26 protein-coding genes are annotated in these 26784 nt (G+C 70.8%); 14 read left to right on the plus strand and 12 right to left on the minus strand.

The features are described from left to right. Positions 1 to 25: 25 nt before the first annotated feature. Positions 26 to 1567 carry an MFS transporter gene (locus KPL57_RS02610; RefSeq protein ID WP_226350283.1) on the plus strand — a complete coding sequence of 514 codons (1542 nt, stop codon included), beginning with the start codon at positions 26 to 28 and terminating at the stop codon, positions 1565 to 1567. 402 nt (positions 1568 to 1969) lie between these two features. Here the strand turns inward: KPL57_RS02610 and KPL57_RS02615 are convergent, their stop codons facing one another. Together KPL57_RS02615 and KPL57_RS02620 are read right to left on the minus strand one after the other, a co-directional pair. Next, a complete protein-coding gene (locus KPL57_RS02615) occupies positions 1970 to 2863 on the minus strand; it encodes an MBL fold metallo-hydrolase (protein ID WP_226350284.1) in 894 nt (297 codons plus the stop codon). Positions 2864 to 2879: 16 nt separating this feature from the next. Further along, positions 2880 to 3554, minus strand: a complete 675-nt coding sequence (locus tag KPL57_RS02620) for a DUF429 domain-containing protein (RefSeq protein ID WP_226350285.1) — start codon at positions 3552 to 3554, stop codon at positions 2880 to 2882. A gap of 18 nt (positions 3555 to 3572) precedes the next feature. Between KPL57_RS02620 and KPL57_RS02625 the strand changes: the two genes are divergently transcribed. From KPL57_RS02625 to KPL57_RS02640, 4 genes are all read left to right on the plus strand, one after another. Continuing rightward, entirely contained in the window at positions 3573 to 4043 is a 471-nt protein-coding gene (locus tag KPL57_RS02625; protein WP_226350286.1) for a ribose-5-phosphate isomerase, read from the plus strand. Positions 4044 to 4055: 12 nt separating this feature from the next. Continuing rightward, positions 4056 to 4871, plus strand: coding sequence for an Fpg/Nei family DNA glycosylase (locus KPL57_RS02630; protein WP_226350287.1), 816 nt, complete (start codon positions 4056 to 4058; stop codon positions 4869 to 4871). Between the two features lie 62 nt (positions 4872 to 4933). Next, positions 4934 to 5674: an HAD-IIA family hydrolase gene (locus KPL57_RS02635; protein WP_226350639.1), complete on the plus strand. Its 741-nt coding sequence runs from the start codon at positions 4934 to 4936 to the stop codon at positions 5672 to 5674. Positions 5675 to 5731: 57 nt separating this feature from the next. Further along, complete coding sequence (locus tag KPL57_RS02640; protein WP_168172127.1) at positions 5732 to 5884, plus strand: hypothetical protein; 153 nt, start codon at positions 5732 to 5734, stop codon at positions 5882 to 5884. Between the two features lie 9 nt (positions 5885 to 5893). On the opposite strand, the gene KPL57_RS02645 is transcribed toward KPL57_RS02640, so the two are convergent. Genes KPL57_RS02645 through KPL57_RS02655 form a run of 3 tightly spaced genes read right to left on the minus strand, consistent with a single transcriptional unit; the run spans position 5894 to position 9371 of the window. After that, the gene (locus KPL57_RS02645) at positions 5894 to 6547 is read right to left on the minus strand and encodes an RraA family protein (RefSeq protein ID WP_226350288.1); all 654 of its coding nucleotides are present in this window, start codon (positions 6545 to 6547) and stop codon (positions 5894 to 5896) included. 5 nt (positions 6548 to 6552) lie between these two features. Next, positions 6553 to 8052, minus strand: coding sequence for an AMP-binding protein (locus tag KPL57_RS02650; RefSeq protein ID WP_226350289.1), 1500 nt, complete (start codon positions 8050 to 8052; stop codon positions 6553 to 6555). Next, on the minus strand, positions 8049 to 9371 hold the full coding sequence (locus KPL57_RS02655; protein ID WP_226350290.1) for an MFS transporter: 1323 nt from the start codon (positions 9369 to 9371) through the stop codon (positions 8049 to 8051). Before KPL57_RS02655 ends, KPL57_RS02650 begins: the two co-directional genes overlap by 4 nt. 144 nt (positions 9372 to 9515) lie before the next feature. Here KPL57_RS02655 and KPL57_RS02660 point away from each other — a divergent pair, with 144 nt between their 5' ends. Next, the gene (locus tag KPL57_RS02660) at positions 9516 to 10421 is read left to right on the plus strand and encodes a LysR family transcriptional regulator (protein WP_226350291.1); all 906 of its coding nucleotides are present in this window, start codon (positions 9516 to 9518) and stop codon (positions 10419 to 10421) included. Between the two features lie 24 nt (positions 10422 to 10445). On the opposite strand, the gene KPL57_RS02665 is transcribed toward KPL57_RS02660, so the two are convergent. Beyond that, positions 10446 to 11150, minus strand: a complete 705-nt coding sequence (locus KPL57_RS02665; RefSeq protein WP_226350292.1) for a MerR family transcriptional regulator — start codon at positions 11148 to 11150, stop codon at positions 10446 to 10448. Between the two features lie 433 nt (positions 11151 to 11583). Between KPL57_RS02665 and KPL57_RS02670 the strand changes: the two genes are divergently transcribed. Continuing rightward, complete coding sequence (locus KPL57_RS02670; protein ID WP_062396993.1) at positions 11584 to 11871, plus strand: hypothetical protein; 288 nt, start codon at positions 11584 to 11586, stop codon at positions 11869 to 11871. Positions 11872 to 11958: 87 nt separating this feature from the next. Here the strand turns inward: KPL57_RS02670 and KPL57_RS02675 are convergent, their stop codons facing one another. Continuing rightward, entirely contained in the window at positions 11959 to 13407 is a 1449-nt protein-coding gene (locus KPL57_RS02675) for an NAD(P)/FAD-dependent oxidoreductase (protein ID WP_226350293.1), read from the minus strand. Positions 13408 to 13595: 188 nt separating this feature from the next. On the opposite strand from KPL57_RS02675, the gene KPL57_RS02680 reads away from it, so the two are divergent. Beyond that, a complete protein-coding gene (locus KPL57_RS02680; RefSeq protein ID WP_178376364.1) occupies positions 13596 to 14453 on the plus strand; it encodes a universal stress protein in 858 nt (285 codons plus the stop codon). Between the two features lie 4 nt (positions 14454 to 14457). Here the strand turns inward: KPL57_RS02680 and KPL57_RS02685 are convergent, their stop codons facing one another. Next, positions 14458 to 14982, minus strand: coding sequence for a thioredoxin domain-containing protein (locus tag KPL57_RS02685; protein WP_226350640.1), 525 nt, complete (start codon positions 14980 to 14982; stop codon positions 14458 to 14460). Between the two features lie 47 nt (positions 14983 to 15029). Here KPL57_RS02685 and nhaA point away from each other — a divergent pair, with 47 nt between their 5' ends. Both nhaA and KPL57_RS02695 read left to right on the plus strand, forming a co-directional pair. Next, positions 15030 to 16370: a Na+/H+ antiporter NhaA gene (gene nhaA / locus KPL57_RS02690; protein WP_226350294.1), complete on the plus strand. Its 1341-nt coding sequence runs from the start codon at positions 15030 to 15032 to the stop codon at positions 16368 to 16370. Between the two features lie 74 nt (positions 16371 to 16444). Next, complete coding sequence (locus tag KPL57_RS02695; protein WP_226350295.1) at positions 16445 to 16900, plus strand: hypothetical protein; 456 nt, start codon at positions 16445 to 16447, stop codon at positions 16898 to 16900. Here the strand turns inward: KPL57_RS02695 and KPL57_RS02700 are convergent. Beyond that, positions 16849 to 17913 (minus strand): substrate-binding domain-containing protein, encoded by a 1065-nt coding sequence (locus KPL57_RS02700; protein ID WP_226350296.1) that lies wholly within the window; start codon positions 17911 to 17913, stop codon positions 16849 to 16851. The genes KPL57_RS02695 and KPL57_RS02700 overlap by 52 nt on opposite strands. Before the next feature lie 142 nt (positions 17914 to 18055). Here KPL57_RS02700 and KPL57_RS02705 point away from each other — a divergent pair, with 142 nt between their 5' ends. From KPL57_RS02705 to KPL57_RS02715, 3 genes are all read left to right on the plus strand, one after another. Further along, complete coding sequence (locus KPL57_RS02705) at positions 18056 to 18730, plus strand: hypothetical protein (protein WP_226350297.1); 675 nt, start codon at positions 18056 to 18058, stop codon at positions 18728 to 18730. A gap of 134 nt (positions 18731 to 18864) precedes the next feature. After that, positions 18865 to 19254 carry a DUF4870 domain-containing protein gene (locus KPL57_RS02710; protein ID WP_226350298.1) on the plus strand — a complete coding sequence of 130 codons (390 nt, stop codon included), beginning with the start codon at positions 18865 to 18867 and terminating at the stop codon, positions 19252 to 19254. 1128 nt (positions 19255 to 20382) lie between these two features. Further along, complete coding sequence (locus KPL57_RS02715; RefSeq protein ID WP_226350299.1) at positions 20383 to 21576, plus strand: hypothetical protein; 1194 nt, start codon at positions 20383 to 20385, stop codon at positions 21574 to 21576. Positions 21577 to 21686: 110 nt separating this feature from the next. On the opposite strand, the gene KPL57_RS02720 is transcribed toward KPL57_RS02715, so the two are convergent. From KPL57_RS02720 to KPL57_RS02730, 3 genes are all read right to left on the minus strand, one after another. Further along, the gene (locus KPL57_RS02720) at positions 21687 to 22784 is read right to left on the minus strand and encodes a hypothetical protein (RefSeq protein WP_226350300.1); all 1098 of its coding nucleotides are present in this window, start codon (positions 22782 to 22784) and stop codon (positions 21687 to 21689) included. A gap of 6 nt (positions 22785 to 22790) precedes the next feature. After that, a complete protein-coding gene (locus KPL57_RS02725) occupies positions 22791 to 25373 on the minus strand; it encodes an ATP-binding protein (protein WP_226350301.1) in 2583 nt (860 codons plus the stop codon). An 83-nt stretch (positions 25374 to 25456) separates the two neighbouring features. Next, positions 25457 to 25924 carry an NUDIX hydrolase gene (locus tag KPL57_RS02730; RefSeq protein WP_226350302.1) on the minus strand — a complete coding sequence of 156 codons (468 nt, stop codon included), beginning with the start codon at positions 25922 to 25924 and terminating at the stop codon, positions 25457 to 25459. Between the two features lie 69 nt (positions 25925 to 25993). On the opposite strand from KPL57_RS02730, the gene KPL57_RS02735 reads away from it, so the two are divergent. Beyond that, positions 25994 to 26770, plus strand: coding sequence for a GntR family transcriptional regulator (locus KPL57_RS02735; protein ID WP_226350303.1), 777 nt, complete (start codon positions 25994 to 25996; stop codon positions 26768 to 26770). Positions 26771 to 26784: the final 14 nt, after the last annotated feature.

A 26784-nucleotide genomic window follows, 5' to 3' on the forward strand; every position in this document is an offset into this window, starting at 1 on the left:
TCCGCCGACCCCAACGGAGCCGCTCATGACCGCCGGCCGCCGCGCGCGGGCTCTGGTCGCGCTCGTCCAGGTGCTCGGGCTCGCCGTGTGGTTCTCCGCGTCCGCGGTGCTGCCCGAGCTGCGCGCCGAGTGGGACCTGTCCGCGACGGCCGGGGTGTGGCTGACGACGTCGGTGCAGCTCGGCTTCGCCGCCGGCGCGGTCGTCTCGGCGGTCCTGACCCTCGCCGACCGGGTCCCGCCGCAGCGGCTGCTCGCGGGCGGTGCGGCCGCGGCGGCGTCCTGCACGCTGCTGCTCGCCGCCGTCGTCGACGGTCCGGTGGCCGCGCTGGTGCTGCGGACGCTGACCGGGGTGTGCCTCGCGCTCGTCTACCCGGTCGGCATGAAGATCATGACCTCCTGGTCGGACCGGTCGCGCCGGGCCCGTGACCTCGGGGTGCTGGTCGGGGCGCTGACCGTCGGGTCGGCGCTGCCGCACCTGATCGGCGGGCTGCCCGGGCTGCCGTGGCGCGGGGTGCTCGCCGGTGCCGCGCTGTGCGGTTTCGTGGCCGCCGCGCTGGCCCGCTGGTGCCTGCGCCCCGGCCCGGCGCTCGCCCCGGCCCCGCCCCCGGACACCGGCTACGCGCTCCGGCTCCTCCGCGAGCCCGGACCGCGGCTCGTCGTGCTCGGCTATCTCGGGCACATGTGGGAGCTGTACGCGCTGTGGACCTGGCTGGGCGCCGCACTCGCCGGCGGGGACCCCGGCCCGGCGGAGCACCTGCTGGTGTTCGTGGCGGCCGGGCTGGGCGGCGCCGCCGGCTGCGTGCTGGGCGGCCGCGCCGCGGACCGCTACGGCCGCGTCCCGGTGATCGCGACGTCGTTGCTGGTCAGCGGGGTCTGCTGTGCGGTGTCCCCGGTCGTGCTCGGCGCCGCGCCGCTGCTGGTGAGCGCGTTCTGCGTGCTGTGGGGCGCGGCCGCCGTCGCCGACTCCGCGGTCCTGACGACGGCGACGATCGAGGTCGCCGACCCCCGCTACACCGGCACCGCCCTGACCGTGCAGACCGCACTCGGTTTCCTGCTCACCGTCGCCGGGATCGCGACGGTCCCCGTGGTCGCGGCGGCGGTCGGATGGCAGACGGCGCTCGTCGTGCTCGCCGTCGGACCGGCGCTGGGCCTGCCCGCGGTGCTCGCACTGCGCCGGTACCTGCCCACCGCGCTCCCGACCCCGTCCCCCTTGGCCCCGTTCCCCCCGGCCGCCCCTACGGCAGCTCCGGTGGCAGCCCCGGCGGACGCGCCGACCGTCGAGCTCCCACGGATCGCGATGGACGACCGCCCGACGGCGCCGCTGTTCCGCGTCGTGGACGGGCCGCCGACCGTGGAGCTGTACCGCCTGCGCCGGGCGGCGGGACCGGACCCCTCCGGCTTCGCCGACCGCCTCGCGCGGGTGCTGTCCGACCGGTCCCGGGCTGCCGCCCCGCCGCCCGCGGCCCCACCGACCGCAGCCCTGTCGAACGCCGCCACGCCGACAGCCGCCCCACGGAGCTCCGGCACTGCCGCGGCTCCGCGGCGGCGGGCTCGACCGGGCGGATGACGTCGCTGCGTCGCGTGGACGATCTTCGCGGCCGACCACCGTCGACGGAGCCGTGCGGCCGTCCGGTGTAGGTGACCACCGCCGACGGACCACCGCGGCCGCCGGTGGGGGATCCGTGAATTCGCTTACCGGGTAAGCGAATTCACGGAAGGAACCGTCCCCGCGCGGCATCGGGGGACACCGACGCAGGACGATCTGCACCATCGCTCGCGGCTCGCGCGGTCGATGCGGGGTGGTCGACAGACCCTTGTGTAGGGAATTCGCTTACCCGGTAAGCGAATTCGTAGAGGGAGCACTCCCCGCTTGGCCACGGCGACACCGACGCACGACGATCTGCGCCATCGCTCGTGGCTTGCGCGGTCGACACACGGGGGTCGACAGACCCTTGGTGCGTGGATTCGCTTACCGGGTAAGCGAATTCGCAGAGGGAGCCCCCGGAACCACGGCGTCGGAGGTCCGGGCGATCCGCAGCAGGTCCGCGTGCTGTGCCACCGCCTCGTCGTGCGACAGGGGATCGCCGTGCCCCGGGACGAACACCCGTGTCCCGGTGGAGGAGGGTGCTGCGCCGACGTCGAGCAGCAGCCCCACGGCGGCCGCCCAGTCCCGGCGGTAGGAGTCCGGCCCGAACGACGGCGGTGCCCCGTTCTCCAGCAGGTCCCCGGCGAAGAGCACGCCCGCGTCCGGGACGTGCACCGCCAGGTCGTGTCCGGTGTGCGCGGGGCCGGGGTGCACGAGCTGCACGACGCGTCCGCCCAGGTCGAGCGGGTGCACGGAGCCCGGGCGGGGGCAGACCGGGCGGTCGGGCAGGACCGGGACGGTGGCGGCGAGCGCATCGGCCGTCGCGGCGGCGGAGCTGCCGGTGTCCCCGGAGCCGCCGGTGATGGAGCCGCCGGTGTCCCCGGAGCTGCGGGTGTCCCCGGCGTCGCGGTAGTGCCGGGTCCAGTGGGCGCGCTGGGCGGCGGCCGTCACCAGGAGGGCGCCCGCGCAGCCGGCCTGGGCGTACACCGGGGCGCCGGGGAACGCGGCGGTGCCGAAGCAGTGGTCGAAGTGGGCGTGGGTGAGGGCCACGACGACCGGCAGGGCGGTCACCGCGCGCACCGCCGCGGCGAGCTCGGCGCCCTGGGCGGTGTCGCCGCGGGTGTCGATCACCAGGGCCGCGGACGTGCCGAGCACGAGGCCGGTGGTCAGGTCGAGCTCGTCGTGGCGGCGGGCGAGCACCCCGTCGGCGAGCTCGAGCCAGCGCCCGTCCGAGCGCTGCCCGGCCGCTCGCTGCTCGTCCGACCGCTGCCCGTCCACCCGGTGATCCTCGCGCTCAGACCGCGATCGCGGTGGACCGGCCCAGGGCGTCGGTGCCGGGGCCGAGCAGCTCCGCGGTCCCGCGGGCCACGCGCTCCGCGGTCCAGGCGCAGGCGAGTGCGTCGAGGACGTCGTCGAGCCGGACGGCGGTGGGCAGGTCACCCAGCGACGCGGCGGAGGGGACCCACTCCGACAGCGCCGCGACCCGCTGGCCCGCCCCGCGCGCGGTCTTCTTCGACGCGAACGCGCACGACGGCGCCATCGTGCGGAACGTCAGCTCCGGGTGCGCCTCGACCACCGACGACGGCAGCCGTACCTGCTGGAACTCGCGGATCTTTCCGACGATGTACCAGGTCTGCAGGCTGATCTTCTTCCCCGTGACGGCCTGGGCGGCGGCGCAGGCCTCGTCGTAGGAGCCCGCGTCGAGCACCGGGGCGGGCGGGGTCGGGAACAGCGACGACCGGGCCCGGCCCAGCCGCGCCGACGCGAGGATCTCGGCCTCACGCCGCTGCGCACCGGCCGGGACCGACAGCGGGATGTCGACCCCGACGGCGTCGCACCCGGCCGTCGCGGCGAGCACCGACGCGGCGTCGGGGACCACCGTCCACGTCACCTCGCGTGTCCGTCCGCTGCCGGAGAGCACGCACACCACCCAGCCACCCGGGACCCCGTCCACGCCGCCGATCCGCATGGGGGAGGATCGTGCCCCGTGCGCGTCTACCTGGGCAGTGACCACGCCGGTTTCGAGGTCAAGGGCAAGCTCGTCGAGTACCTGACCGAGCAGGGGATCGAGGCGATCGACGTCGGGGCCCCGACCTACGACGCCCTCGACGACTACCCCGCCTGGTGCATCGAGACCGCGCGGCGCGTGGTCGAGGACCCGGAGTCCCTCGGCATCGTGCTGGGCGGATCCGGCAACGGCGAGCAGATCGCCGCCAACAAGGTGCAGGGCATCCGCGCCGCGCTGGCGTGGAACGAGGCCACCGCGAAGCTCGCCCGCGAGCACAACGACGCCCAGGTCATCGGCGTCGGCGCGCGGCAGCACAGCTTCGAGGAGGTCGTCGCGATCGTCGACGCCTTCCTGGCCACCCCGTTCTCCGGCGACGCGCGCCACCAGCGGCGCATCGACCAGGTCCTCGACTACGAGCGGACCGGCGAGATCGAGCTCCCCGCGTCCTGACCCGGAGCCGAGATGCCCGAGGGACACACGCTGCACCGGCTGGCGCGGCTGCACCGGAAGCTGTTCGTGCGCCGGCCGGTCGGCGTGTCCAGCCCGCAGGGCCGTTTCGCCGCCTCCGCGGCGCTGCTCGACGGCGAGGTGATGACCGGGGCCGAGGCCCACGGCAAGCACCTGTTCCACCGCTACGGCCGCGACCGCGTCGTGCACGTCCACCTCGGTCTGTACGGCACGTTCGTCGAACAGCCGCTGCCCGCTCCGGAACCGGTCGGGCAGCTGCGGATGCGCCTGGTCGGGCAGACCCACTACGCCGACCTGCGCGGCCCGACCGCCTGTGAGCTCCTCACCTCGGCCGAGGCCCGCGCCCTGCGGGCCCGGCTGGGTGCGGACCCGCTGCGTCCCGACGCCGACCCGGACACGGTCTGGGCCCGCGTCTCGGCCTCGCGCAGCCCGCTCGCGACGCTGCTGATGGACCAGAAGGTGCTCGCCGGCGTCGGGAACGTCTACCGCGCCGAGGTGCTGTTCCGGCACGGCCTGGACCCGCAGCTCCCGGGCCGGTCGCTGGACCGGGAGACGTGGGACGCGATGTGGGCCGACCTCGTCGTGCTCATGCGCGACGGCGTGCGGACCGGCCGCATCGACACCGTGCGTCCCGAGCACGACCCGCGCCGGCGCGGGCAGGCCGGACGGAAGGACCGGCACGGCGGCGAGGTCTACGTCTACCGCCGCACCGGGATGGACTGCCTCGTCTGCGGGACGCCCGTACGGCACGCCGAGCACCAGAACCGCAACCTGTTCTGGTGCCCGCGCTGCCAACCGGCAGCCACCTAGGGAGGCGGCCTAGGGTGGCGGCCGTGGTGGAGCAGAAGCCGATCGAGTGCTGGATGACCGACATGGACGGCGTCCTCGTCCGCGAGGGCAGCATCGTCCCGGGCGCGGACACACTGCTGTCGCGGCTGCGGGACAAGAGCGTCCCGTTCCTGGTCCTGACCAACAACAGCATCCACACCCCCCGCGACCTGCGCTACCGGTTGCAGGCCACCGGCCTCGACGTGCCGGAGGAGTCGATCTGGACCTCCGCGCTCGCCACCGCCGCGTTCCTCGGCGAGCAGCGCCCGCAGGGCAGCGCCTACGTGATCGGCGAGGCCGGGCTGACCACCGCGCTGCACGACATCGGCTACGTCATCACCGACCGCAACCCCGACTACGTCGTGCTCGGCGAGACCCGCACCTACAGCTTCTCCTCGATCGCGACCGCGATGCGCCTGGTCGAGCAGGGCTCCCGCTTCGTCGCCACCAACCCCGACGCGACCGGCCCGTCCCCGGAGGGCATCCTGCCCGCGACCGGCTCGGTCGCCGCGATGATCTCCAAGGCGACCGGGGTCGACCCGTACTTCGTCGGCAAGCCGAACCCGCTGATGATGCGGGCCGCGCTCAACCGGCTCGGCGCGCACTCGGAGTCCACGGTCATGATCGGCGACCGGATGGACACCGACATCCTCGCCGGGCTGGAGGCCGGGATGCGCACGGTGCTGGTGCTCTCCGGCATCACCAAGGAGCACGAGATCGACCGGTTCCCGTTCCGCCCGACGCGGGTCGTCTCCTCGGTCGCGGACCTGATCGACGACGTCTGACCCCGCCCCGGACCTGCGGGGTTGCGAACTACACCGATGTGGTTCACCCTCGAACACATGTACGGAGAACTGGTGTCCTGGCAGCGGTGCGCCGGCTGCGGCGCGGAGGCCGAGCTCCCCGGTGACGAGACGGCGGGCGTCGCCGTCCCGTGCCCGGACTGCCCCGGCTCGATGACCGAGGAGTTCAGCTGGGACGCGGTCGCCGCCTGAGCGGCCCGCTCAGACCTTGAACCCCAGCGCGCTGGGCTCGCCCCGGCGCAGCGCCGCGACGTGCTCGACGACCGTGGTCAGCGAGTGCAGGTCGTGGCCGTTGCGCATGGCCGAGACCAGCGCGCGCTCGGCGGCCTCGATGCCCTCGGCGGTGTCGACGACCTCGGCGAGCCGGTCCGGCGCGGCGATCAGCAGGCCGTCGTCGTCGCCGCACACCAGGTCGCCCGGGCTCACGACGAGCCCGCCGAACGACACCATCTCGTCGACGGTGCCCGGGTCGCTCGTGCTGCCCGAGGCTGGGCAGGTCCCGCGGGCGAACACCGGTAGCCCGATCCCGCGCAGCCCGCGGACGTCACGGACCAGCCCGTCGACGACGATCCCGGCCAGCCCGCGCCGCTTCGCCTCGGTCGCGAACAGCTCACCGGACACGGCGCGGTGACCACCCGCCCCGGCGACCACGAGCACCGAGCCGGGGCGGGCCGCGGACAGTGCGGCGAACATCGGCAGGTGGTCGTCCACACAGGACACCGTCACCGCGGGCCCGGCCATCGACACATCCGGCACCAGGGCCCGGATCGCGGGGTCCACCACGGGAAGCGACTTGTCGGCGTCGCAGATGGAGGACACCTGCAGCTCGCGCAGACGGTCCAGGAGGTCGGTCATGGACGTCATCCTGTCGCACCGTCCGCCGTTGCGCGCCGTCGAGCGTCCGCGGCGCGCGCGGCGATCTCCGAGCGGCGCACCTTCCCGGCGTCGTCGCGCAGCGGGTGGTCGACGACCTCGATGCTCCGTGGCTGTTTCGCCCTGCTCAGACGCCCGTCGAGGAACTCGCGAAGATCGTTCTCGATGCCCGGTTCGGCCTGCACGACGGCGTGCACGACGTGCCCGTAGTCGGCGTCCGGCAGCCCGACGACGACGGCGTCCCGCACCCCGGGGTGCGCGGTCAGCGCCGCCTCGACCTCCGCCGGGTACACGTTCGCGCCGCCGACGAGGATCATGTCCGAGCGCCGGTCGGCCAGGTACAGGTAGCCGTCGGCGTCCAGCGAGCCCATGTCACCGAGCGACTCCCAGCCGTCGCGCTCGCGGGCGGAGGCGCCCAGGTAGTGGTACGTCGGCGCCCCGCCCGACCGCATCCAGATCTCACCGGTGACACCGGGGCCGAGCTCGCGGCCGTCGTCGTCGCGGACGGTGATCTCGCCGCGGGTGACCCGCCCGACCGACCCCGGGTGGGCCAGCCAGTCGCGGCCGTCGATGGCGGTGCCGGCCTGCGACTCGGTGCCGGAGTAGATCTCGAACACCGTCTCCGCGCCGACCCGGTCGATCCAGCCGCGCTTGACCTCCGGCGGGCAGGGCGCGCCGACGTGCAGCACGGTCCGCAGGGTCCCGGTGTCGCAGGCGGCCCAGTCGGCGTCGGGCAGGCGCAGCATCCGGCTCATCATGGTCGGCACCGCGTAGAGCCAGGTCACCCCGTACGCGGGGACCATCGCCAGCGCGCGGGCGGCGTCGAACCGGCCCATGAGCACGACGTGGTGGCCCTGGAGCAACGCCATCAGCGTGAACATGAAGGGCGCGTTGTGGTGCAGCGGCGCGGTGCAGCCGAAGACGCCGTCGCGGTCGATGCGCAGCCCGTCGGCGCGGGCCAGGACCTGTTCGACGCAGGCGGCCTGACCGGCGACGATCACCTTCGGGGTGCCGGTCGACCCGCCCGAGGTGGGTGCCTTCCAGCTGGGCCCGACGACGTCGGGGAGCGCGCCGTCGTCGTAGGAGCCGGCGTCGAGCGGGGTGTCGACGACGAGCGCCGGCGCGGCGACGGCGAGCACCGCGTCGCGCTCGGCGGCGGGCAGCCGGGCCGACAGCGGCTGGGGCACCGCGCCGATCTTCCACGCCGCGACCGAGCACTCGAGGTGCGCGGCGGTGTTCGGCAGCGCGATCGACACCAGGTCCCCGCGCCGCACCCCGCGGTCGGCGAACGCCCTGGCCAGGCGGTTGGTGCGGGCGTCGAACTCCGCGCGGGTGCGCACCACACCGGGGCCGTCCGCGGTGTCTTCGGTGACCAGCGGGCGGTCCGGGTCGGCGGCGACGAGCGCGCGCAGCCGGGCGGCGAGCGCGGTCGCGCCGGCGGGCACCTCGGGCTCGGGGAAGCGGGGTTCGCGGAGTCGTGCGGTCATGCGGTCCTCCCGGTGGTGCCGGCGACGGCGGGGTCGAGCCGCTCGTCGTCGGGGACCGGTCCGCGGGCCAGCACGTACCGGGCCGCCGCGAGCGAGACGAGCACGATCACCAGCGAGTACCCCACGACGGGCACGATCGACCCGGTCGCGGCCAGCAGCGACTGCCCGACGAGCGGGGCGGTGCCGCCGAACAGCGTGCCCGCCAGCGCGTAGGACAGCGAGATCGCGGTGTAGCGCATGCGCGCGGGGAACGCCTCGGCCAGCATCCCGGCGAGGATCGCGTAGTACATCGTGTGCGGCAGCGTCGCGAGCGCCATGCCGAGCGCGGCCAGCCCGAAGCTGCCGGTGGAGATCAGCCAGAACATCACCGGGAACAGCGGCAGCTCGATCAGCAGCAGCGCGGTGACGACCTTCCGCGGGTTCCACCAGGTCGCCATGAACGCCCCGAGCGGCTGGGTGAAGAACTGCACGGTCGAGCTGATCAGCACGACGTTGAGGAAGACCTGGCGGTCGAAACCGAGGTCGTTGACCGCCCAGGACAGCGCGAACGTGTTCTTGAAGTACGCGGCCGCGGCCACCAGCGCGCACGCGCCCACCGAGACGACCACCAGCATCGTCCGCTCCCGGAGCAGCTCCGCGAGCGGGAAGCGCGCCGTCGTGCCGCGCGACCGCATCGCGACCAGCGCCGGGCTCTCCTCGATCCGCAGCCGGATCACCAGCCCGACGACGACCAGCGCCGCCGACACGAGGAACGGCACGCGCCAGCCCCAGGACAGGAAGGCGTCCTCCGGCAGCATCGCGACGAGCGCGAACGAGCCGGTGGCGAGCATCTGCCCGGCCGGACTGCCCTGCTGGGCGAAGGCGCCGTAGAGGATCCGGCGGTTCTTCGACGCGTGCTCCGACGCGATCAGCACCGCGCCGCCCCACTCGCCGCCGACGGCGAGCCCCTGCACGAGCCGGGCCACGACCAGCAGCACCGGGGCGAGGACGCCGATGTCGTCGTAGACGGGCAGCAGCCCGATCGCGAGCGTCGAGACGCCCATCAGCAGCAGCGTCGCGACCAGCGCGGTCTTGCGGCCGAGCCGGTCACCGAGGTGGCCGAAGACGATCCCGCCGATCGGCCGGGCGAGGAACCCGACCCAGAACGTGGCGAACGAGGCCAGCACACCCGCGGCGGGGGAGGCGTTCGGGAAGAACAGCGGCCCCAGCACCAGCGCGGCGGCGGTGCCGTAGATGTAGAAGTCGTACCACTCGATGGTGGTGCCGACGAACGAGGCGATCCCCGCCTTGCGGCGCATCGACGGTGTGCTCGTGCTCAACCCGGTGCCCCCTTGCACTCGTCGTGGAGCGACGGTCGCGACCACGCCGTCGTGACCACCGCCACGCAACGGTAGAACAGCACTGGGACGTCATCGGGACGCTCTTGCTTCCGTTCCTGTCGTTCGATCGACATGATCGGAGGGGTGGAGCTACGGCAGCTGGAGTCGTTCGTCGTCGTCGCCGAGGAGCTGCACTTCGGCCGGGCCGCGGCCCGCCTGCAGGTCTCGGGGCCGCCGCTGTCCCAGCAGATCCGCAGGCTCGAACGCGAGGTCGGCGCCACGCTGTTCGACCGGCACACCCGCGCCGTCGCCCTCACCCCGGCGGGCGCGGCGTTCCTGCCCCGGGCCCGCCGTGCCCTCGCCGCCGCGGACGAGGCCGCGGAGGCGGCGCGCGAGGCCGCCGCGGGCGGCACCGGCTCGGTCCGCCTCGGGTTCGCCGGGCCCAGCTCCAACGCCTGGCTGTACCGGACCGCCCGCCGCTTCCGCGCGCACCGGCCGCAGGCCCGGCTGGTGCTGGTCACCGGCCGGTTCTCCGGCGAGCTGGCCGAGGACCTGCGCGCCGACCGGGTCAACGCCGCGCTGATCCGCACCCCGGTCGACGACGACGGCCTCGTCGTCCACGAGATCGACCGGCACCGGCTCGTCGCCGCGCTGCCCGAGGAGCACCCGCTCGCCGGGCGGGACGCGATCGACCTGGCGGAGCTGGCCCACGACCCGTTCGTCACCTACCCGGCCCGGCGGATGGCCGTCATGCGCACCTCGGTCGACGCGGCATGCCTGCACGCCGGGTTCCTGCCGCGCATCGAGCAGGAGGCTCCCGAGACGCACACCCTGCTGTCCCTGGTCGGGGCCGGTGTCGGGGTGGGGCTGGCGCTGGAGGCGACGGCGGAGCTGCGCACGCCCGGGGTGGTGCTGGTGCCGCTGACCGACCCGCCGGAGGTGCCGCTGGCGCTGGCGTGGAAGGCCGGCGCGGTGAACCCGGTGCTGGCGGGGCTGCTGGAGGCGGCCGGTGTGGGTGGGGCGGTCGTGCGGGGTGTCGGGTCGGTCTGACCCCCGCCCGCCCGCCCCACCTGCTCAGCCGGCGACCCCGGCCCGGGCGATGTAGTCGATCATCGCCTGGTCCGGGCCACCCGCCGCGGTCACCTCGTCGGGGTTCTCGTCCCGCAGCCGGTACAGCTGCCGCTGCAACGACTCGTCGCCACGGTGGAAGGTCGCCAGCAGCTCCGACCACCGCGCGGCGAGCGCCTGCACGCGCGGCTCCGCCGGGTCGGTGCCCGCGTCCATCTCGGCCTGCACGTCGGCGATCAGTCCGGGCCACGCGGCCGCTGCCGCCTCGCCCTCGGCGCGCCGCGCACGGAGCGCGGCGACCTGCTCGGGAGTGAAGTACTGCGCGAAGGTGTCGTTCACCCTGCTCACCTCGTCGATCATCATCAACACGTCCGACGGGTCGGGGTCCGGCGCGTCCCGGAGCCGGTCGACGACCGCCGCGAGCGTGCCCCGCAGGGCGTGCAACGCGGCCAGCCGGGCGTCGACCTGGTCCAGGTGCGCGGTGAGGACGTCGGCGAACGACCCGGACGAGAGCAGCCCGCCGATCGCCTCCAGCGGCAGGCCCAGCTCCCGCAGGGCGACCACCTGGTAGACGCTGCGGACGTCGCCGTCGTCGTAGACGCGGTGGCCGGAGGCCGTCCGCGCCGACGGCACGACCAGCCCCCGCTCCTCCCAGTGGTGCAGTGTCCGCACGGTCAGCCCGGTCACCCGGGCCAGCTCGCCCACCTTCACCTGAATCCCCTCCTGTCGGGCCGCCACGTCGTGGCGGCATGATGGACGGTGCCGCCTCACGCCGCGTCAGGTGCAAGCCCCGGAAGCGACGGTCCCGCCGCGACACGCCGGGGCCTGCGACACGCCGGTCACGGATTCACCCCCGCGAGTGGTCGGCCCCCGCCCACGGTCCGGTCGGCCGATCACCCTTCGCATCGGCCGCCCCGGACGTGGGGACGGAGGGTGTCCGGCGTCCTGGGAGAACCGGTTCCGTCCGTTTCACACCACACTTTTGGTACCCGTGGTGACCGGGTCACCCGTTGGTGTCGCTGCCGTATCCCCGCCGGTGAGCGGCTGCCTACTGTCCGCTTGCCGCGACGCACAGGCGTCCCGGTGGTGCTCACGGGAATCGTGAGACACGTCCGTCCCACCGGACACGATCGGGGAGAAAGACATGCGCAGGAAGCTTGCGGTCACCGGCGTCGCCGTCATCGCCACCATGGTCGCCTTCAGCCCGCTGGCGTCGGCTGCGCCCGCGCCGAAGGACGACGACGGTGACTCCTTCGTCCAGGACGTCGGCAACACCCGGGGCGACCAGTTCGGCCTGGTGAACCTCGACGACGTCAACGTCCTCAACAACGCCAACATCTGCCCGGGCGTCAACGCGGCCCTCGGCAACGTCCTCGGGATCCTCGGCGGCGGGGCGGCGCAGAACCGCGACAACCCGACGTCCTGCGACTGACGCCCGACGACGACCTCCGCCCCCTGCCTCCCGCCGCCACGGGACGCAGGGGGCGGTTCCGTGTCCGACGCCGGCCCCGGCCGGGACTCAGTGGAAGACGTAGTCCGACGGCTCGACGCGGCGGGTGCGCTCGTCGTACTCGCGCATGTAGCCGGGCCAGTTGGTGACGATCCGCCCGGTGTCGTCGCGGTACCAGGAGTCGCAGCGGGTCCACGCGGTGCCGGGGAAGCGGGCCTGGACCTCCTCGTCGTAGGCCTGCTCGACCTCGGGGCGGACCTCCACGCCGGACGCGCCGCGGCGGGCCGCCTCCTGCAGGGCCTCGCGGACGTAGCGGACCTGGTGCTCCAGGTACCGGATGATCGAGCCGCCGGAGGTGTTGGTGTTCGGGCCGTAGAGCACGAACAGCGACGGGAACCCGGGGACGGTCATGCCGAGGTAGGCGTGCGCGCCGTCGGACCACTCGGTACGCAGCGACCGTCCACCCGGGCCGCTGATCTCCATCGGGAACATGAAGTCGGTCGCCGCGAACCCGGTGCCCCAGATGATCGTGTCGACCTCGTGCAGCGTGCCGTCCTCGGTGCGCACCCCGGTCGGCTCGACGGCCGCGATGCGCGACGTCTCGACCTCGACGTTGGGCCGCTGCAGCGCGGGCAGCCAGTGCGAGCTGAACAGGATGCGCTTGCAGCCGAAGGTGTAGTCCGGCCAGACCTTGCGGCGGACCTCGGGGTCGCGCAGCTGGGCCCGCATGAACAGCGTCGCGTAGAGCCGCCCCAGCCGGCCCCAGGTGGCGGGGTGGCGGATCATCAGCGTCAGCGACTCGCAGTACTCGGTGATGAACCGGCGCCGGGCCCGCTGCAGGCCGGGCACCCGCGCGATCGCGGCCCGCCACCACGCCGGGAACCTGCGGTTCCGCCGCGGCAGGAACCAGTTCCCGGACCGCTGGAACACCGTCATGTGCCCCACCTCGGGGGCGATCGCCGGCACGAACTGCACGGCGCTGGCCCCGGTCCCGATCACGGCGACGCGACGTCCGCGAAGGTCGTGGTCGTGGTCCCAGCGCGCGGAGTGGAACATCGTCCCGGTGAACGAGTCGACGCCGGGCAGGTCGGGGGACACCGGCCGGTTCAGCTGCCCGGTCGCGACGATCAGTACGTCGGGGGTCCAGGTGCGCCCGTCGTCGGCGGTGACCGTCCACGGTCCGTCGGCCTCGTCGCGCCGGGCGTCGACGATCCGCACACCGGTCTGCACCAGCTCGTCGACCCCGAACTCGGCGGCGACCCCGCGCAGGTAGGCGAGGATCTCGGGCTGCGGTGAGCAGAGCCGCGACCAGTCGGTGCGCTGGGCGAACGAGTAGGAGTACAGATGGCTCGGCACGTCGCAGGCGGCGCCCGGGTAGGTGTTGTGCAGCCACGTACCGCCGATGCCGTCGGCGGCGTCGACGATCGTGACGTCGCGGATGCCGTGGGCCCGCAGCTCGATCGCGGCGGCGATGCCGCCGAACCCGGCGCCGACCACGAGAACGCTCGGTGCGTGCACGGGACCTCCCTGTCTCCGGAATACAGCAGCGATCACCGTAGCGACGCGGCCCGGGGCCCCGGGTGCCCGTCCCGGCCCGTGCGGGCCGTCTCCGACCTCACACGACGGGGCCGTGCGACCCGGCCCGCGACGGAGCACAGTGGAGGGTGAACGGCCGACACCGGGCCGGCCGGGAACGGAGCACAGTGATGAGCACCGTCGTCGTCGGCGTGGACGGATCGGACGCGGCCCTGGACGCCGTCGCGTGGGCGGCCCGCGAGGCCGCCGCCCGGCACGCCGACCTGCTGCTCGTGCAGGCCTTCGACGTCGCCGGGCTGTACGCGGACGCCGCCGTCGCACCCCTGCTCGACGACGTCGAGGAGTCGATCCGCGAGGAGTCCCGCGCGACCCTCGACGCGGCCCGGCACGCCGCCGCGCAGGCCGCACCCGAGGTCGCGGTCGACGTCGCCGAGGACCGGCGGGCGCCGTCGACGGCACTGGTCGAGCGGTCCGCCACGGCCGAGCTGCTGGTGCTCGGGTCCGCCGGGCGCGGGGCGATGGGCACCGCGCTGGGGTCGGTGACCCTCGCCGTGGCCTCGCACGCGGGCTGCCCGGTCGTCGTCGTCCGCGGCACGTCGTCCGACGGGCCGGTCCTGGTCGGGATCGACGGCGGCCCGCTGTCCGACGTCGCGCTGGAGCACGCCTTCGCCGCGGCCGCCGAGCACGGCACCGGGCTGGTCGTGCTGCACGCCTGGCACGACGGCCGGTCCCCGGCCCTGCGTGCGACCGGTGCGTTCGACCGGCTGCGCGAGGCCGAGGAACGGGCGCTGGCCGAGCGGCTCGCCGGCTGGTCGGAGCGCTATCCCGACGTCGCCGTCGAGCGGGTGATCGAGCGCGCCGAGCCGGGACGGGTGCTGGCCCAGCGCAGCGGGGCGGCGCGACTGGTCGTCGTCGCCACCCGGGGGCGGGGCGGGTTCACCGGGCTGCTGCTCGGCTCGACCGGGCTCGCGCTGGTCCAGCGCGCGGACTGCCCGGTGATGCTGGTCGGGCCCGCCGCGACGGCCTGAGCGGCTACGACCGGAGCGCGGGGTCCAGCGCGGCGGTGAGCGCGGCGACGGTGACGTCGCCGCGGTACTGCTCGCCGTTGACGAACAGGGTCGGCGTGCCGCGCACGCCCGAGCGCACCGCCGCGTTGAACCCGGCCTCGACGCGGTCCTCCGCCAGCCGCGTCGCCGGCCAGACGACCCGGTCCGGCCGCACCCCCGCGGCGACGGCGTGCTCCCGCAGCTCGTCCTGCCGCAGCCGCGGCGGACCGGGGGCGAACAGGGTGTCGTGCATCTCCCAGAACCGGCCGTCGAACCCGGCCATCTCCGCGGCGAGGGCGGCCGCGATGGCGTGCGGGTGCACCTCGTGCAGCGGGAAGTGCCGGAACGCGAACCGCAGCCGCCCCTCGAAGCGGTCGCGGACCGCCTCCAGCACCGGTGCGGCGTCGCGGCAGTAGGGGCACTCGAAGTCGCCGTACTCCACCAGCGTCAGCTCGGCCTCGGGCGGGCCCAGGACGTGGTCGTACGGTCCGACGGGCGGATCCAGGCTGATGACGGCCTCCTCGTTGCGTCCCGCGACGGGCGGGGCAGGATCAGCACATGGCGGTGGTGACCCTAGCCGAGCGCGGCGACCTCTCCGATGCCGCGCGGCGGTTCCTCGGGACCGAGTCCGGATCGGCGGTCCTGCTGGTCGGGGCGGCCGTCGTCGCGCTGCTGTGGGCCAACCTCGGCGCCGGCTACGAGACGTTCTGGCACACCCCGCTGGCCGTGTCGTTCGGCGGGTCCGCGCTCGACCTGGACCTGCGGCACTGGGTCAACGACGGCCTGATGGTGCTGTTCTTCCTCTCTGTCGGGCTCGAGATCGCCCGCGAGACGACGCTGGGCGAGCTGCGCGGGTTCCGCGCCCTGGCCGCACCGGCCGCGGCCGCGCTCGGCGGGCTCGTCGTGCCCGCGCTGTTCTTCCTCGCGCTCAACGCCGGCGGCGAGGCGGCGGGCGCCTGGGGCATCGCGATCTCCACCGACACCGCGGTGATGCTGGGTGTGCTCGCGCTGCTCGGCCCGCGCTGCCCCGACCAGCTGAGGGTGTTCCTGCTGGCACTGGCCATCGTCGACGACATCGGCGCGGTGCTGGCGATCGCGCTGTTCTACACCGACGAGGTCGACCTGCTCGCGCTGCTCGTCGCCGTGGTGCTGCTCGCCGTACTGCTGGCGCTGCGCTGGGTGCGGTTCTGGCGGACGCCGTTCTACGCCGTCGTCGGGATCCTGTGCTGGGTCGCGGTGCTGCGGTCGGGCGTGCACCCGAGCGTCGTCGGCGTCGCGCTCGGGCTGCTGGTCAACGCCTACGCCCCGCGCCGCACCGAGATGGTCGAGGCCGTCCGGATCGGGAAGAACTTCCTGCTCGACCCCACTCCGGAGCGGGCCCGCACCGCCCGCGCGGTCGCGGTCGCCGCCGTCTCCCCGAACGAGCGGCTCCAGCAGGCCATCCAGCCGTGGAGCAGCTACGTCATCGTGCCGCTGTTCGTGCTCGCCAACGCCGGGGTGGTGCTGTCCTCGGAGACCCTGTCGGCCGCGGCGACGTCGATGCTCACCTGGGGCATCGTGCTCGGCCTGGTCGTCGGCAAGCCGATCGGCGTCGCCGCCGCGACCTGGATCGCGCTGCGCACCGGGCTGGGCCGGGTGCCCGACACGCTGCGCTGGGGTCAGCTCATGGGCGGTGCCGCGCTGTCGGGCATCGGGTTCACCGTCGCCCTGTTCGTCACCGAGCTCGCGCTCACCGACGAGCTGCTCGTCGCCGAGGCGAAGATCGGGATCCTGACGGGGTCGGTGCTGGCCGCGCTGTCGGGCTGGCTGGTGTTCCGCCTGGCGGGGGAGCGGGGCGGGCAGTGCGCGCCGAGCGGCCTGCCGACGCTGCCGCCGCGGCCGTGGCGGCCGGCGGACTGACCTGCGTGGTTCCACGGAGGCCCGGCGACGCCGTCCGGGGCAGGGTGGCGGGACCCGAGGGGAAGGAGACCCCCGTGCACAGCGCTCTGCGCGCGATCCCGGTGGGACTGGTCGCCGGGCTCTGCGCGGCCGTCGTCGCCTGGTACCTGATCGGTGACGTCAGCACTGCCCCCGCGGACGGGACGCGGGGCCTCGACCCGCCGGCCGCGCTGGAGGCGCTGCCGTGGCTCACCGGCGTCATCGCGGGCGTGGGCCTGGCCTGCTGCGTCCTCGCCGTCGTGCGGAGGTGGGCCGCGGCGTCCCCGGTGGTGCTGTGCGTGGTGGCGGGCCTGCTGGTCGGGTGGGCCGGACGCATCATGACCGCGACGGTGATCGGCGCCAACATCGGCGGGGGCCTGATGATGCTGATCGGGCTGCCGCTGGCCGGGATCCTGGTCCTCGTCGCGGTCGTGACCGCACTCGTGATCGCGCGGAGGGCTCAGAGGGACGCGAGGATGTCGAAGCCCGACCCGTCGGCGACGGCCATGTAGATCCGCTGCTCGGCGCGGCCGTCGCGCACGGTCACCGGTCCGCGCGGGCCGACGTAGCGGCACCGTCCGGCGGCCTCGGACAGCCGGATCGCGTCGGTGGTGCCGACCCGGTTCACCAGGGCGGCGAGGAACCCGACGCCCTCGTAGCAGGATTCGCCGGGCGCGCACGGCAGCGGCGCGCCGGGGCCGAACCGGCGGGCGTAGCGGGCGCCGAAGGCCAGGCTCTCCGCGGTCGGGAGGGCCTCGAAGTAGCCGGCGGCGGTGAACACGTCCTGCGACGACCCGGCCCCGGCGGAGGCGAGCATGCTCTCGTCCATCAGCGGGGAGAACCGTGCGTACCGGCTCTCCAGCCCGCGCCGGGCGAACTCGCGGTGGAACGCGACCGCGTCGGAGCCGACGAGCAGCGTCAGGACCCCGTCGACGTCGAGGTCGGCCAGGTCGTCGAGCACCGCCCGGTGGTCCGAGGTGCCGAGCGGCACGAACCGGGTGTGGTCCAGCGTCGGCCCGCCGGACCCGTCGAGCGCGGCCCGGGTCCGCGCGATCGACCGGTGCGGCCAGCGGTAGTCGTTGCCGATCACCGCCCAGCGCCGGACGCCGATCTCCTCGGACATCCACCGCAGCGCCGGGGTGAGCTGGATGTCCGGTGTCTCACCGATCGGGACGACACCCGGCGTGGTCTCGCCGCCCTCGTAGAGCGCGGTGAACACGTACGGCACCAGCCCGCGCAGCGCGGAGGCGAGCCGCACCCGCACCGGGGAGATGTGCCAGCCGACGACGGCGTCGATCGCCCCGGTCCGCGCCGCCTGCGCGACCGCCGTCGCCACCTGCTCCGGCGCCCCGGACCCGTCGAGGATCCGCAGGTGGACGGGCCGGTCGAGGATCCCGCCCACCGCGTTCAGCTCCTCCACGGCCAGCCGGGCGCAGAGGATGCACGACGGGCCGTAGATCCCCTCGGAGCCGGCCGAGGGCACGACGAGGCCGACGGTGAACGACGGTCTCGCAGTCGACGGCATCGGACGCACCCCCACGGACGCTTCGACGACCGGAACGTCGGCGCGACGCGGGGTGTTCCCGCCGTCACAGTCCTTCCCCGGACCTTCGGCCCTGCCCGGCCGGTCACCGGTCCCCGATGATCGGGGACGAGGAGGTGGCCCGATGACGATCCGATGGGCGGTCCCGGCCCTGTCGGCGGCCGTACCGCTGGTGGCCCTGCTGGTCCGGCGGGCGGCGCGCCGGTCCGGGGCGACCGAGGCCGAGGCCGGCCGGACGCTGCCCGGCGACGAGCTGCTGCCCGCCGCCGACCTGCAGAACGACCGGGCCTGCACGATCGGCGCACCACCCGCCGCGGTGTGGCCGTGGATCGCGCAGCTCGGGCAGGACCGGGCAGGCTTCTACTCGTTCGAGACGCTGGAGAACCTCGTCGGGTGCCGGATCACCGGCGCGACGCGGGCGCACCCGGAGTGGCAGCACATCGGGCCGGGGGACCGGTTCCGGCTGCACCCCGACGTCGCGCTGCGGGTGGCCCAGGTGGAGCCCGGGAGCCACCTGCTGGTGACCTCGCAGGGCGGCGACGCCCCCGGCGGGGCGGACCTCGCGATGACCTGGCTGTTCCACCTCTCCCCGGTCGTGCTGCCCGGCGGCGCGACGGGAACGCGGCTGCACCTGCGGGAGCGCTACGCGACCGGGGGCGGGACGGCCCGGGTGATGACGGAGCTGGTCGGGGTCGTCAGTGCGGTCATGACGTGGCGGATGCTCACGCGGCTGCAGGAGCTGGTCGTCGGCGACGAGCGTCCTGCGGCCCGCGTACTTCGCCTGCACACATCCGGGTGATCGCGGATCGGCCCGTGTTGTCCGGTTCCCGGTTCCCGACCGGTGGCTGGCAGGCTGGTCGGGAGACCACGGACCCTCGTCCGGCGGTACCGAACGCGGTCGCCCGGGCCCGCGGAACAGAAAAGAGGAACCCGATGTCACAGCCGTACGCCGCCGGCCCCGCGCCCACGCCGGCCGACAGCAGCCGGATCGCCGCGATCCTGGCCCATCTGTCCGCGCCGATCGCCGCGGTGCTGAGCGCCGGACTGCTGAGCCTGGTCGGCCCGCTGCTGGTCTGGCTGGTCAAGAAGGACGACCCGTTCGCGCGTCGGGCCGCCGCCGGGGCGTTCAACTTCAACCTGTCGTTCTGGGTGCTGTTCATCGTCAGCTGGATCCTGGTCTTCACCGTGGTGGGGATCGTCGTGGCGATCCCGCTCATGGTCGTGCTGTTCGTGGTGTCCGCGTGGTGCCACATCAAGGGCGCGGTGCGGGCGTCGAACAACCGGAGCTACGACTACCCGTTCCAGCTGCGGGTGCTGTCCTGAGTCCGGAGTGAGACCGGGCGTCCCTCGGCCCGGTCGTGGCCTCAGGAGGGGTCGCCGGAGGATCGGAGCCGGCGTACGACTCGGATCCCGACGACGGCGAACGCCACCAGCCCGCCCACCTCGACGATCGTGAAGCCCAGATCCCACAGTGGGTTTCGAACCCGCGAACCGTCAGGACGGCGTCGGCAGCCCAGAGGACGGCGAACGCGAGGCCGAGCCACGGGACGTAGCGCGGGATCCCGGGGTATGCGGCTCGCGCGAGGAACATGCTCGTGGGCAGGAAGAGGAGAACGCCGGTCGCCCCGACGAGGCGGAGCGCATCGGCGCAGGCATCCAGCCGCGAGCCCTCGGCGGCGAGAACGTCGACGGGTACGGCGGCATCCTCTGGCGAAGACGGCGCGGGGACAGCGACGATCCGGTCGAGCTCCTCGTGTGGCCCGCACGAACAGGATCTGGGGAAGCGCGGCCGGCCGCCGCGGGTCTCCGACGGTCGATCTGATCTCGCCGGTCGTCCGTGGTCGGGGTGGCGGGATTTGAACCCACGGCCCCTCGCTCCCAAATCGCGCCGGAACAGTCTCTCCCCGGCGCCCGCTGTCTCCTGACCTGCCCGAACGCACTCACGAGACGCATCCCGACGGCGGCGTACTGGACCACGTTGCTACAGAACTGCTACATGCCGACCGCCGTCGAGCCGGCGCAGCCCTGACCCGTCGGGCTGCCCACTGACGGCGGCCATCCCGTACGCCCGCTCACCGCCGGAACCCACGTGTCTCCGGCGGTGATGCCGGCATGCCCGGACGACGGTTCAGCCTGCCCGCGAGACGGCCTCCCCCGAGAGGCCACGCCGTGCAGTACACCCCAGACACGTATCCCGGTCCCGACGCGTCGCGGACCACGACCGATCCCGGCACGACGAACAACACCGCCGACCCGTCTCTGTCGTCGGTGGTGGCCGTGGGAGCCGTGGCCGGGCCGCAGGCGCGGGCCGGAGGCAGGAGCGTCTGCGGGTCGGACGCGAGCGGACCGGCCGCGGCCCCGGCGGCAGCCGCGGGCCGGCCCGGGCTTGTTCTATGCGCCATATCGGGCCGGGCCCCCGAACCGCCTCGGGCCCCGGACACAGTGGACGGGTTGTGGTCACCGGCGTTCCCCTCGCCGGAGCTTGTCGACGCCGCGGCCGCGCTGCTGCCCGCCGTCCGTGAGCAGGCGGGCACGCTCGTCGAGGGACCGCGCTGGGAACTGACGGTCGGGCCGGGCATGTTCGCCGTCGGTACCCGGGACTGGGCGCGCGCCGAACGCACCGCGCAGCGTCAGGCCGAGGTACAGCGCAAGGACGTGGATCTGGCGGTCGGCCAGCACCTCACGACCGGTGAGTGGGTCGATCCGCCGCCACGGATGAGGATCACCGGCTGGTCGCGGAAGTCTCGGGCACGGATGGTGCGACGGCTCTGCGAACTGGACTACACACCGCTCTACGCCGGGGGCAGGCTCCCCGCGATGGTCACACTGACCTACCCCGGCGACTGGGAGACCGTCGTCCCCACCGGCCCGGTGCTGAAGCAGCACATGAAGGCACTGCGCAAGCGGTACCTGCGTGCGTGGGGTGAGGACTGGGCGTGCGTGTGGAAGCTGGAGTTCCAGCGGCGCGGGGCACCGCACGTGCACATGCTGTGCACTCCGCCGCACGGCCAGGCGGCCACGACCGGGGAGCGGTTCCATGTCTGGCTTTCGCGGGTATGGGCCGAGGTCGTCGACCACCCCGATCCCGAGCAGCGGCGACGGCACGAGCTGGCCGGGACGGCGCTGGACTACCGGGAGGGCCTGCGCGCGACGGACCCACGTCGGGTCGCGGCGTACTTCTGCAAGCACGGGATGCTCGCGGCGAAGGAGTACCAGCACCAGGTGCCCGAGGCGTGGCAGGAACCCGGCCGCGGGCCGGGACGGTTCTGGGGCGTGTGGAACCTCGAACGCGCCACCCGCACCCTCGCCGTCACCCCGGCCATCGGCGTGCAGGCCGGCCGGATCGCCCGGCGCTGGGCTCGCGCGCAGGGACGGGCGCAGCAGACCTGGAAGACGCGCGTAGAGCAGTCCACTGGCCGCGTCCGGTACCGGCGCTCGCGGTCACGGGTGAAGCTAATGACCAACGGCGGCCGGGGCTGGATCGCGGTCAACGATGGACCGGCGTTCGCCGCCGGCCTCGCCCGCTATCTCGACCAACTGGAGCACTCCTCAACAGGAACACGGCTGTCTTCTGTCTCCCCGTCGGCCAGGTCCCCCGAGAGCACCTCCGGTGGGCGGGTCCAGGTGGAGCACCCGAGGCGCTGAACGACCTGGACCCGCCCACCGGAGGTGCTACCGCCGCAGGTGGCCGGCGGGGAGACACCCTCCCCGGAGGTCGCCCGGGGTGTGGGGCGCGGCGAGCGCCCCGCGGACCTCTATATGGCTTCACTATCTGGAAGAATTCGTCCGCGATAAGTGCCGGTAAAGCCGCTCAGCTGACTTTGTGACCAGGTCACATCCGTGACAAGAATGACTTCTGCAACGAGAGGATCGGCGAGCCGACGCAGTTCGCCGGAATGCAGAATATCTCCACTTGTATCAATCCATGAAACTTCAAGATGATGGTCTCCCGGGTGAAACTCCAGCGACGAAATTTCCCCTCCTGTGGGAATCTCTCCTGCCGGGGTGTAGAAAAGAAACTGTCCGAGTACGGAGCTAATTGTCGTGACAAGGTCGTCGAATTTGTCAAAGCTTACTGTGTAATCATGCGCTCTTCCTTTTAAAGTTGATTTCCAGTATCGCTCTCTCGATGTGCGATAGTCATTTCTTGGGTAGACGGCAGAGCCTGCCTCGCGCGTGACGGTGTCGTGGTCGAGATCAGATCGGAGATTCGACCGTACCGACCGCAGAACTTGTTTGTCGGCCTCTTGTAAAGTGGAAAGACGGTGCCCGTAGGCGACGCTTTCTGCGCACTGCGAAAGCTTCTGGGCCAGGACGCGCACAGTTTCGTTGGCTGCCTCAACCTCGCGCCGACTCTGTTCGACGTTGGGCCAAAGTAGCTCTGGCATCATTATTGGGGAGTTATGCAAGTGGAGTTGCTGTTGGCGCATTTCGCGTACCCACGGAATCTCCGGAGAGTACTCATCGGTTGCTAACCGAGAGCCGGGTGTCAACTGTACGGCAGGAATAATGGGGTAACCTGCAAGTCTTGCCCGAAGCCACTCGATAAGCCACTGATGGGCTTTCTCCACCGTCTCGGCAGTTGACCGAAACTCCACTACATCAGCATTTGCCCAGTCAACGTTGGCGATGAGAGGCTGGGCTACCGTGATCAATCTTCCAATACGAAGCGGTCGGGCCTGAATACCGCCCAGATAAGGAAAGATATTTCCGACTTGACTCTCGGCGGTATCGCTATCGGGGGCGACCCGGCTACTATCAGAGAGGAAACTGCAGTGTCGACGAATTATCGGGCTAGAGCTGAGAACTGCTGCAACGTCGGCTACAGCCTTCCAGAGCTCGGCTTTCGTCATGGAATTTCACCGACCCCAACCAGGAGCGGCTCGTCGTCCTCTGAGCCACCCATCTCCCGCCAGTCTGTCTAGCGCCTTCTCGATCTTCTCGGCTGCAGCTCTCGACTCATGTTTCGAAAGAATAGCCGATGTGGACGTAAGAGTCCAATCCGACATTCCGAACTCGTTGCCTTTCTGCTCGATCTCCGGTCTTGAAACGACGGTCGCTTCGGTGGTAGATGCACGGCGAGTTCTCACTGATCGACCGTCCCGGAAGCGACCGTCCCTGAGCTCTTCCCCGACCCAGATTTCTCGTCGCATCGTTCCGATCGTTTGCAGTAGCCGGCTAGCCTGATGTTGGGGGAAGATTTTGGCGATAAGGCGATTAACCTCGTGCTCGACGTCTTGATAATACTTGACAAGACGTGATGCGGTCGCTTGTGCATCATTGTCATCATAGAATTCTTGACCCCGTTTTTCCGGCAGCGCGGATCGGATCTCCCACGCCCAGATCGTCGTGGCGACAGAAAGTGGGCCGCCTTCGACTTGCAGAGCACCAGCCTGTCGTAACAGTTCAAGACCAGAAGAATCTGTTAGCCAGGTGTCAGTTTGACTCTTCTTGAGATAGAATGTGCGGTTAGTTCGAGTATCTCGATAGAAGGTTAACGGCGCCTCTGGGGATCCAGTCAATGCCGCCACGATTTCAGACACTTCGTCGTAGGATGCTCGCTCAAACGCCCGGTGGTCGTACCGTGCGGCTTTCGCCGCAGTAAAGGGCAACTGCGCGGCCAATCGCGCACTCCAAGTCTCGTTGAGATCACCTAGCTCGCAGCTGAATAGCACGCGTTGTTCGTCAGCGACATTGAGAGTTTCGGGAAGTCGGCTTATACCGCGATGCAAAGCGAGAGCCGAGAGGTAGTCTGCAAAGGAGTCGTGAATTGCTGCGACTGCCCTCGAGTGTCCGACGTTCCTGATGATGCCGATCCGACGGCTGTCTTCATCGATCGACGTTGAATTTGTCGACTGAGGCAGGATCGCGGAGTGCTGATCGATGATTTCTTTCAAGGCAACGTTCCACCGAAACTCGTCACAATAGCGGCGCTGCTCGTCTAGGAGTGAACTAAATACTCCACCGAGAATCGTAAAAAGGATGTCCGAGCTCGGAACGTTGCTGCGATAGCAGAGGCCCTCAACGAAGTGCTCGTATATCTCAGATCTTGAGGAAAACTCTGTACCCGAAACGGCAAGTGTCAATCCCATACGGAACAGTAGAGGATTCTCTGAATCTTTACCAAGTACATTATTGACCTTGGCAATGCACAGCCGTGCGGTGTGCTCCTCCTCGTAGCCCCTGTCATGGCGAACTGACTGTAGCGCCAAATTTAGTTTGTGTTTATCACTGAGAGGTGCCACGGTCGCTGTGACCGGGGCTGCTGAGTTGCCAATAACTCCGCGCAGAGCGGCAAAGTCACGTCCGACAACTCCAATTTTGCAAGTTCGCTGACCGCGCATTCCGCTAAGGAGACTGATTTCCGCGGATAAGCTTTTTCTGAGGTTTGGGGGTAATTCTGACGCTCCGTCGATTATCAGGCAAACTTCGGGATCGCGCAGTAGATCAGTGGCCGTCCTAGTGGTCACGGGCTGTCCAAGCACAGCGAATAGGGAGTTTGCGACCAGTAGATCTAAGCGATTCTCCAGGTATTCTTCGGCAGAAGCGACTACTACTGCCACGCCTGAGCTTGCCGATTCTCGTCGAAGTTGCTGCAGGATGGTCGATTTACCGGAGCCTGTTCGGCCTGAGAGAATCGTAGCTGGGGCAGATACAAATTCGGCAGTCGACAAGATGAGCTCGTCTTGGCGGTCTTGACTACGCCTGCCCGTGCTTATTAGGGCGGCGGGAGTTGTGTCGGATTGTAGGAGGCCGAGCTGAACTAGCATATCGTCGAAAGGCAGAACGGTCACGGCTTTAATGTACTTTTGTCGCTCTTTCTCAGACCAACGATGAGTCGGAACGTCTGAGATGTGCATTCCAATCACATCTGCGATCTGACTCCGTGAGACGAGGCGTTCGCTCGGGTCGCTGTGGGAGGCCCGTTCCAAGAGAAATCGATATAGGGCATTTGCAGCCCTAGTAGACGACTGCCTAGCTTCTTCGAGGGTAATAGGACTCGGTAATATCGTCGAGAGCTGCTGTTCAATTGTTGCGAATAGGACTTCGCCTGATGAGGCTTCTGAAACTACCCTAGCGTTCTTGAGAATTTGACACGTCGCCGAATCGGGTGCAACTCCGAGCGCCTCGGCTAGAGGCTCGGGCCTATTCTCGGTCGCCGCTTGAAGTGCGTCCTTGAAACGGTGTCCGGTTGGACCGAGTCGTCCGTCGGTCACCAGCTCGAAAGAGGCGCTCTGATTTTCTAAGTCTGCCCACCGCAAGAAGATTCGCCGGAGTTCACCTTGATTCCAGGTGTATTCCTGCTGTCGAACCTTTGCTTGCCGTGCAAGAACAAGTTTTTGTTCTCCGTCAAGAACTTCGATGTCGACGATGTCTGCGCGTCCCTCGACCCGAAGAAATGCTTTTGTTTCGTCTGTTAGAACGTCGAATGCGGTCAGCATAGCTTGCGCATTCTGAAATGTAATGCCACGTATGGTGTCAGTTCCGGACACTAGAGACCTCTTAGTATCTGTTCAACTATTCGCTACTTTTCGCGCGGTCTCGAATTGTAGTGCCTAGCCGAGGTGTTTGTCAGAAGTTGCTGTCCGTCGTGTGAGCGCACGGGCGTCTCTGATAAGAATGCATCGGAAACGCGAATGAAGTACGATGGATTCATTAAACGCTCCGCTTCGGAGAGGGGGATCCACTGCGCTTGTCGCGTTTCGTTGCTGACGATGAGCTGCCCACTCATTGCGGTACATTTGAAAACGAGCGCGATTACCCCGATATTCATGTTCTTATACACGCCGGATAGATCGCCAACGTCTACAGTAATGCCAGTCTCTTCTAAGATCTCTCGGCGCACGCCATCCTGTGGTGTCTCGTTAATCTCTAGAACTCCACCTGGCGGTTCCCAGTGCAAGTTGTCTCGCCGTTGGATCGCCAAGATGGCATTATTCTGATCTACGACAATCCCAGCAACGCTTACCGAGTGGTGCGCGATGTCGGCCATGAGGCTCCTTGGCTGGGGCTTCGGTACTGTCTGGTCGTCATCGTAGTGGTCCAGTTGACTGGAGGAGTAGTGCATCTCGGAGCGCTCGATCGATCTGACGATCGCGCACCTTATCGTCAGATCGCGGACCAGCTGCGTGCAGCGATCGACCGCGGCGACCTGGTAGCTGGAGACAGGCTGCCCTCCGAGGCGAACCTGATGGAGCACTACGAGGTCGCCCGGATGACAGCCAGACAGGCGATCCAGGAGCTTCGCTCCGAGGGTCGTGTCGTGGCGGAGCAGGGGAGGGGTGTCTTCGTCCGCCAGCCCGTCCAGGTGCGCCGCCTCGCCTCCGAGCGCTTCGCGCGCCGTCACCGAGAGGCCGGCCTCGCCGCGTTCGGCGTGGAAGCGGAGAAGATCGGGTTCACGCCGCGCGTCGACCAGCTGGAGGTCTGGACCACTGCGGCGCCCGGTGAGATCCGCGACCGGCTGCGGCTCGGCGACGGTGAGGACGTCGTCATCCGCTCCCGCCGCTACCTCGCCGACGGGCAGCCCGTCGAGACGGCGGTGTCGTACCTGCCGGCCTCGATCGCGGCCGGGTCCCCGATCGTGGACGACGAGACCGGCCCGGGCGGCATCTACGCCAGGCTGGAGGAGCTGGGACACGAGCTGGACCACTTCACGGAAGAGGTCTCGGCCCGGATGCCCACCGTCGACGAGCGTCGTCGTCTGCAGCTCACCGACGGTGTCCCGGTGATCGTCGTGCTCCGCACCGCGTACGACACGACCGGTCGCCCCGTTGAAGTCTGCGACACGCTCAAGGCTGCCCCGGCCTACGTCCTCGAATACGACATTCCCGCGCGCTGACCTGCGCAGATCGG

This window comes from Pseudonocardia sp. ICBG601 (genome assembly GCF_020496245.1).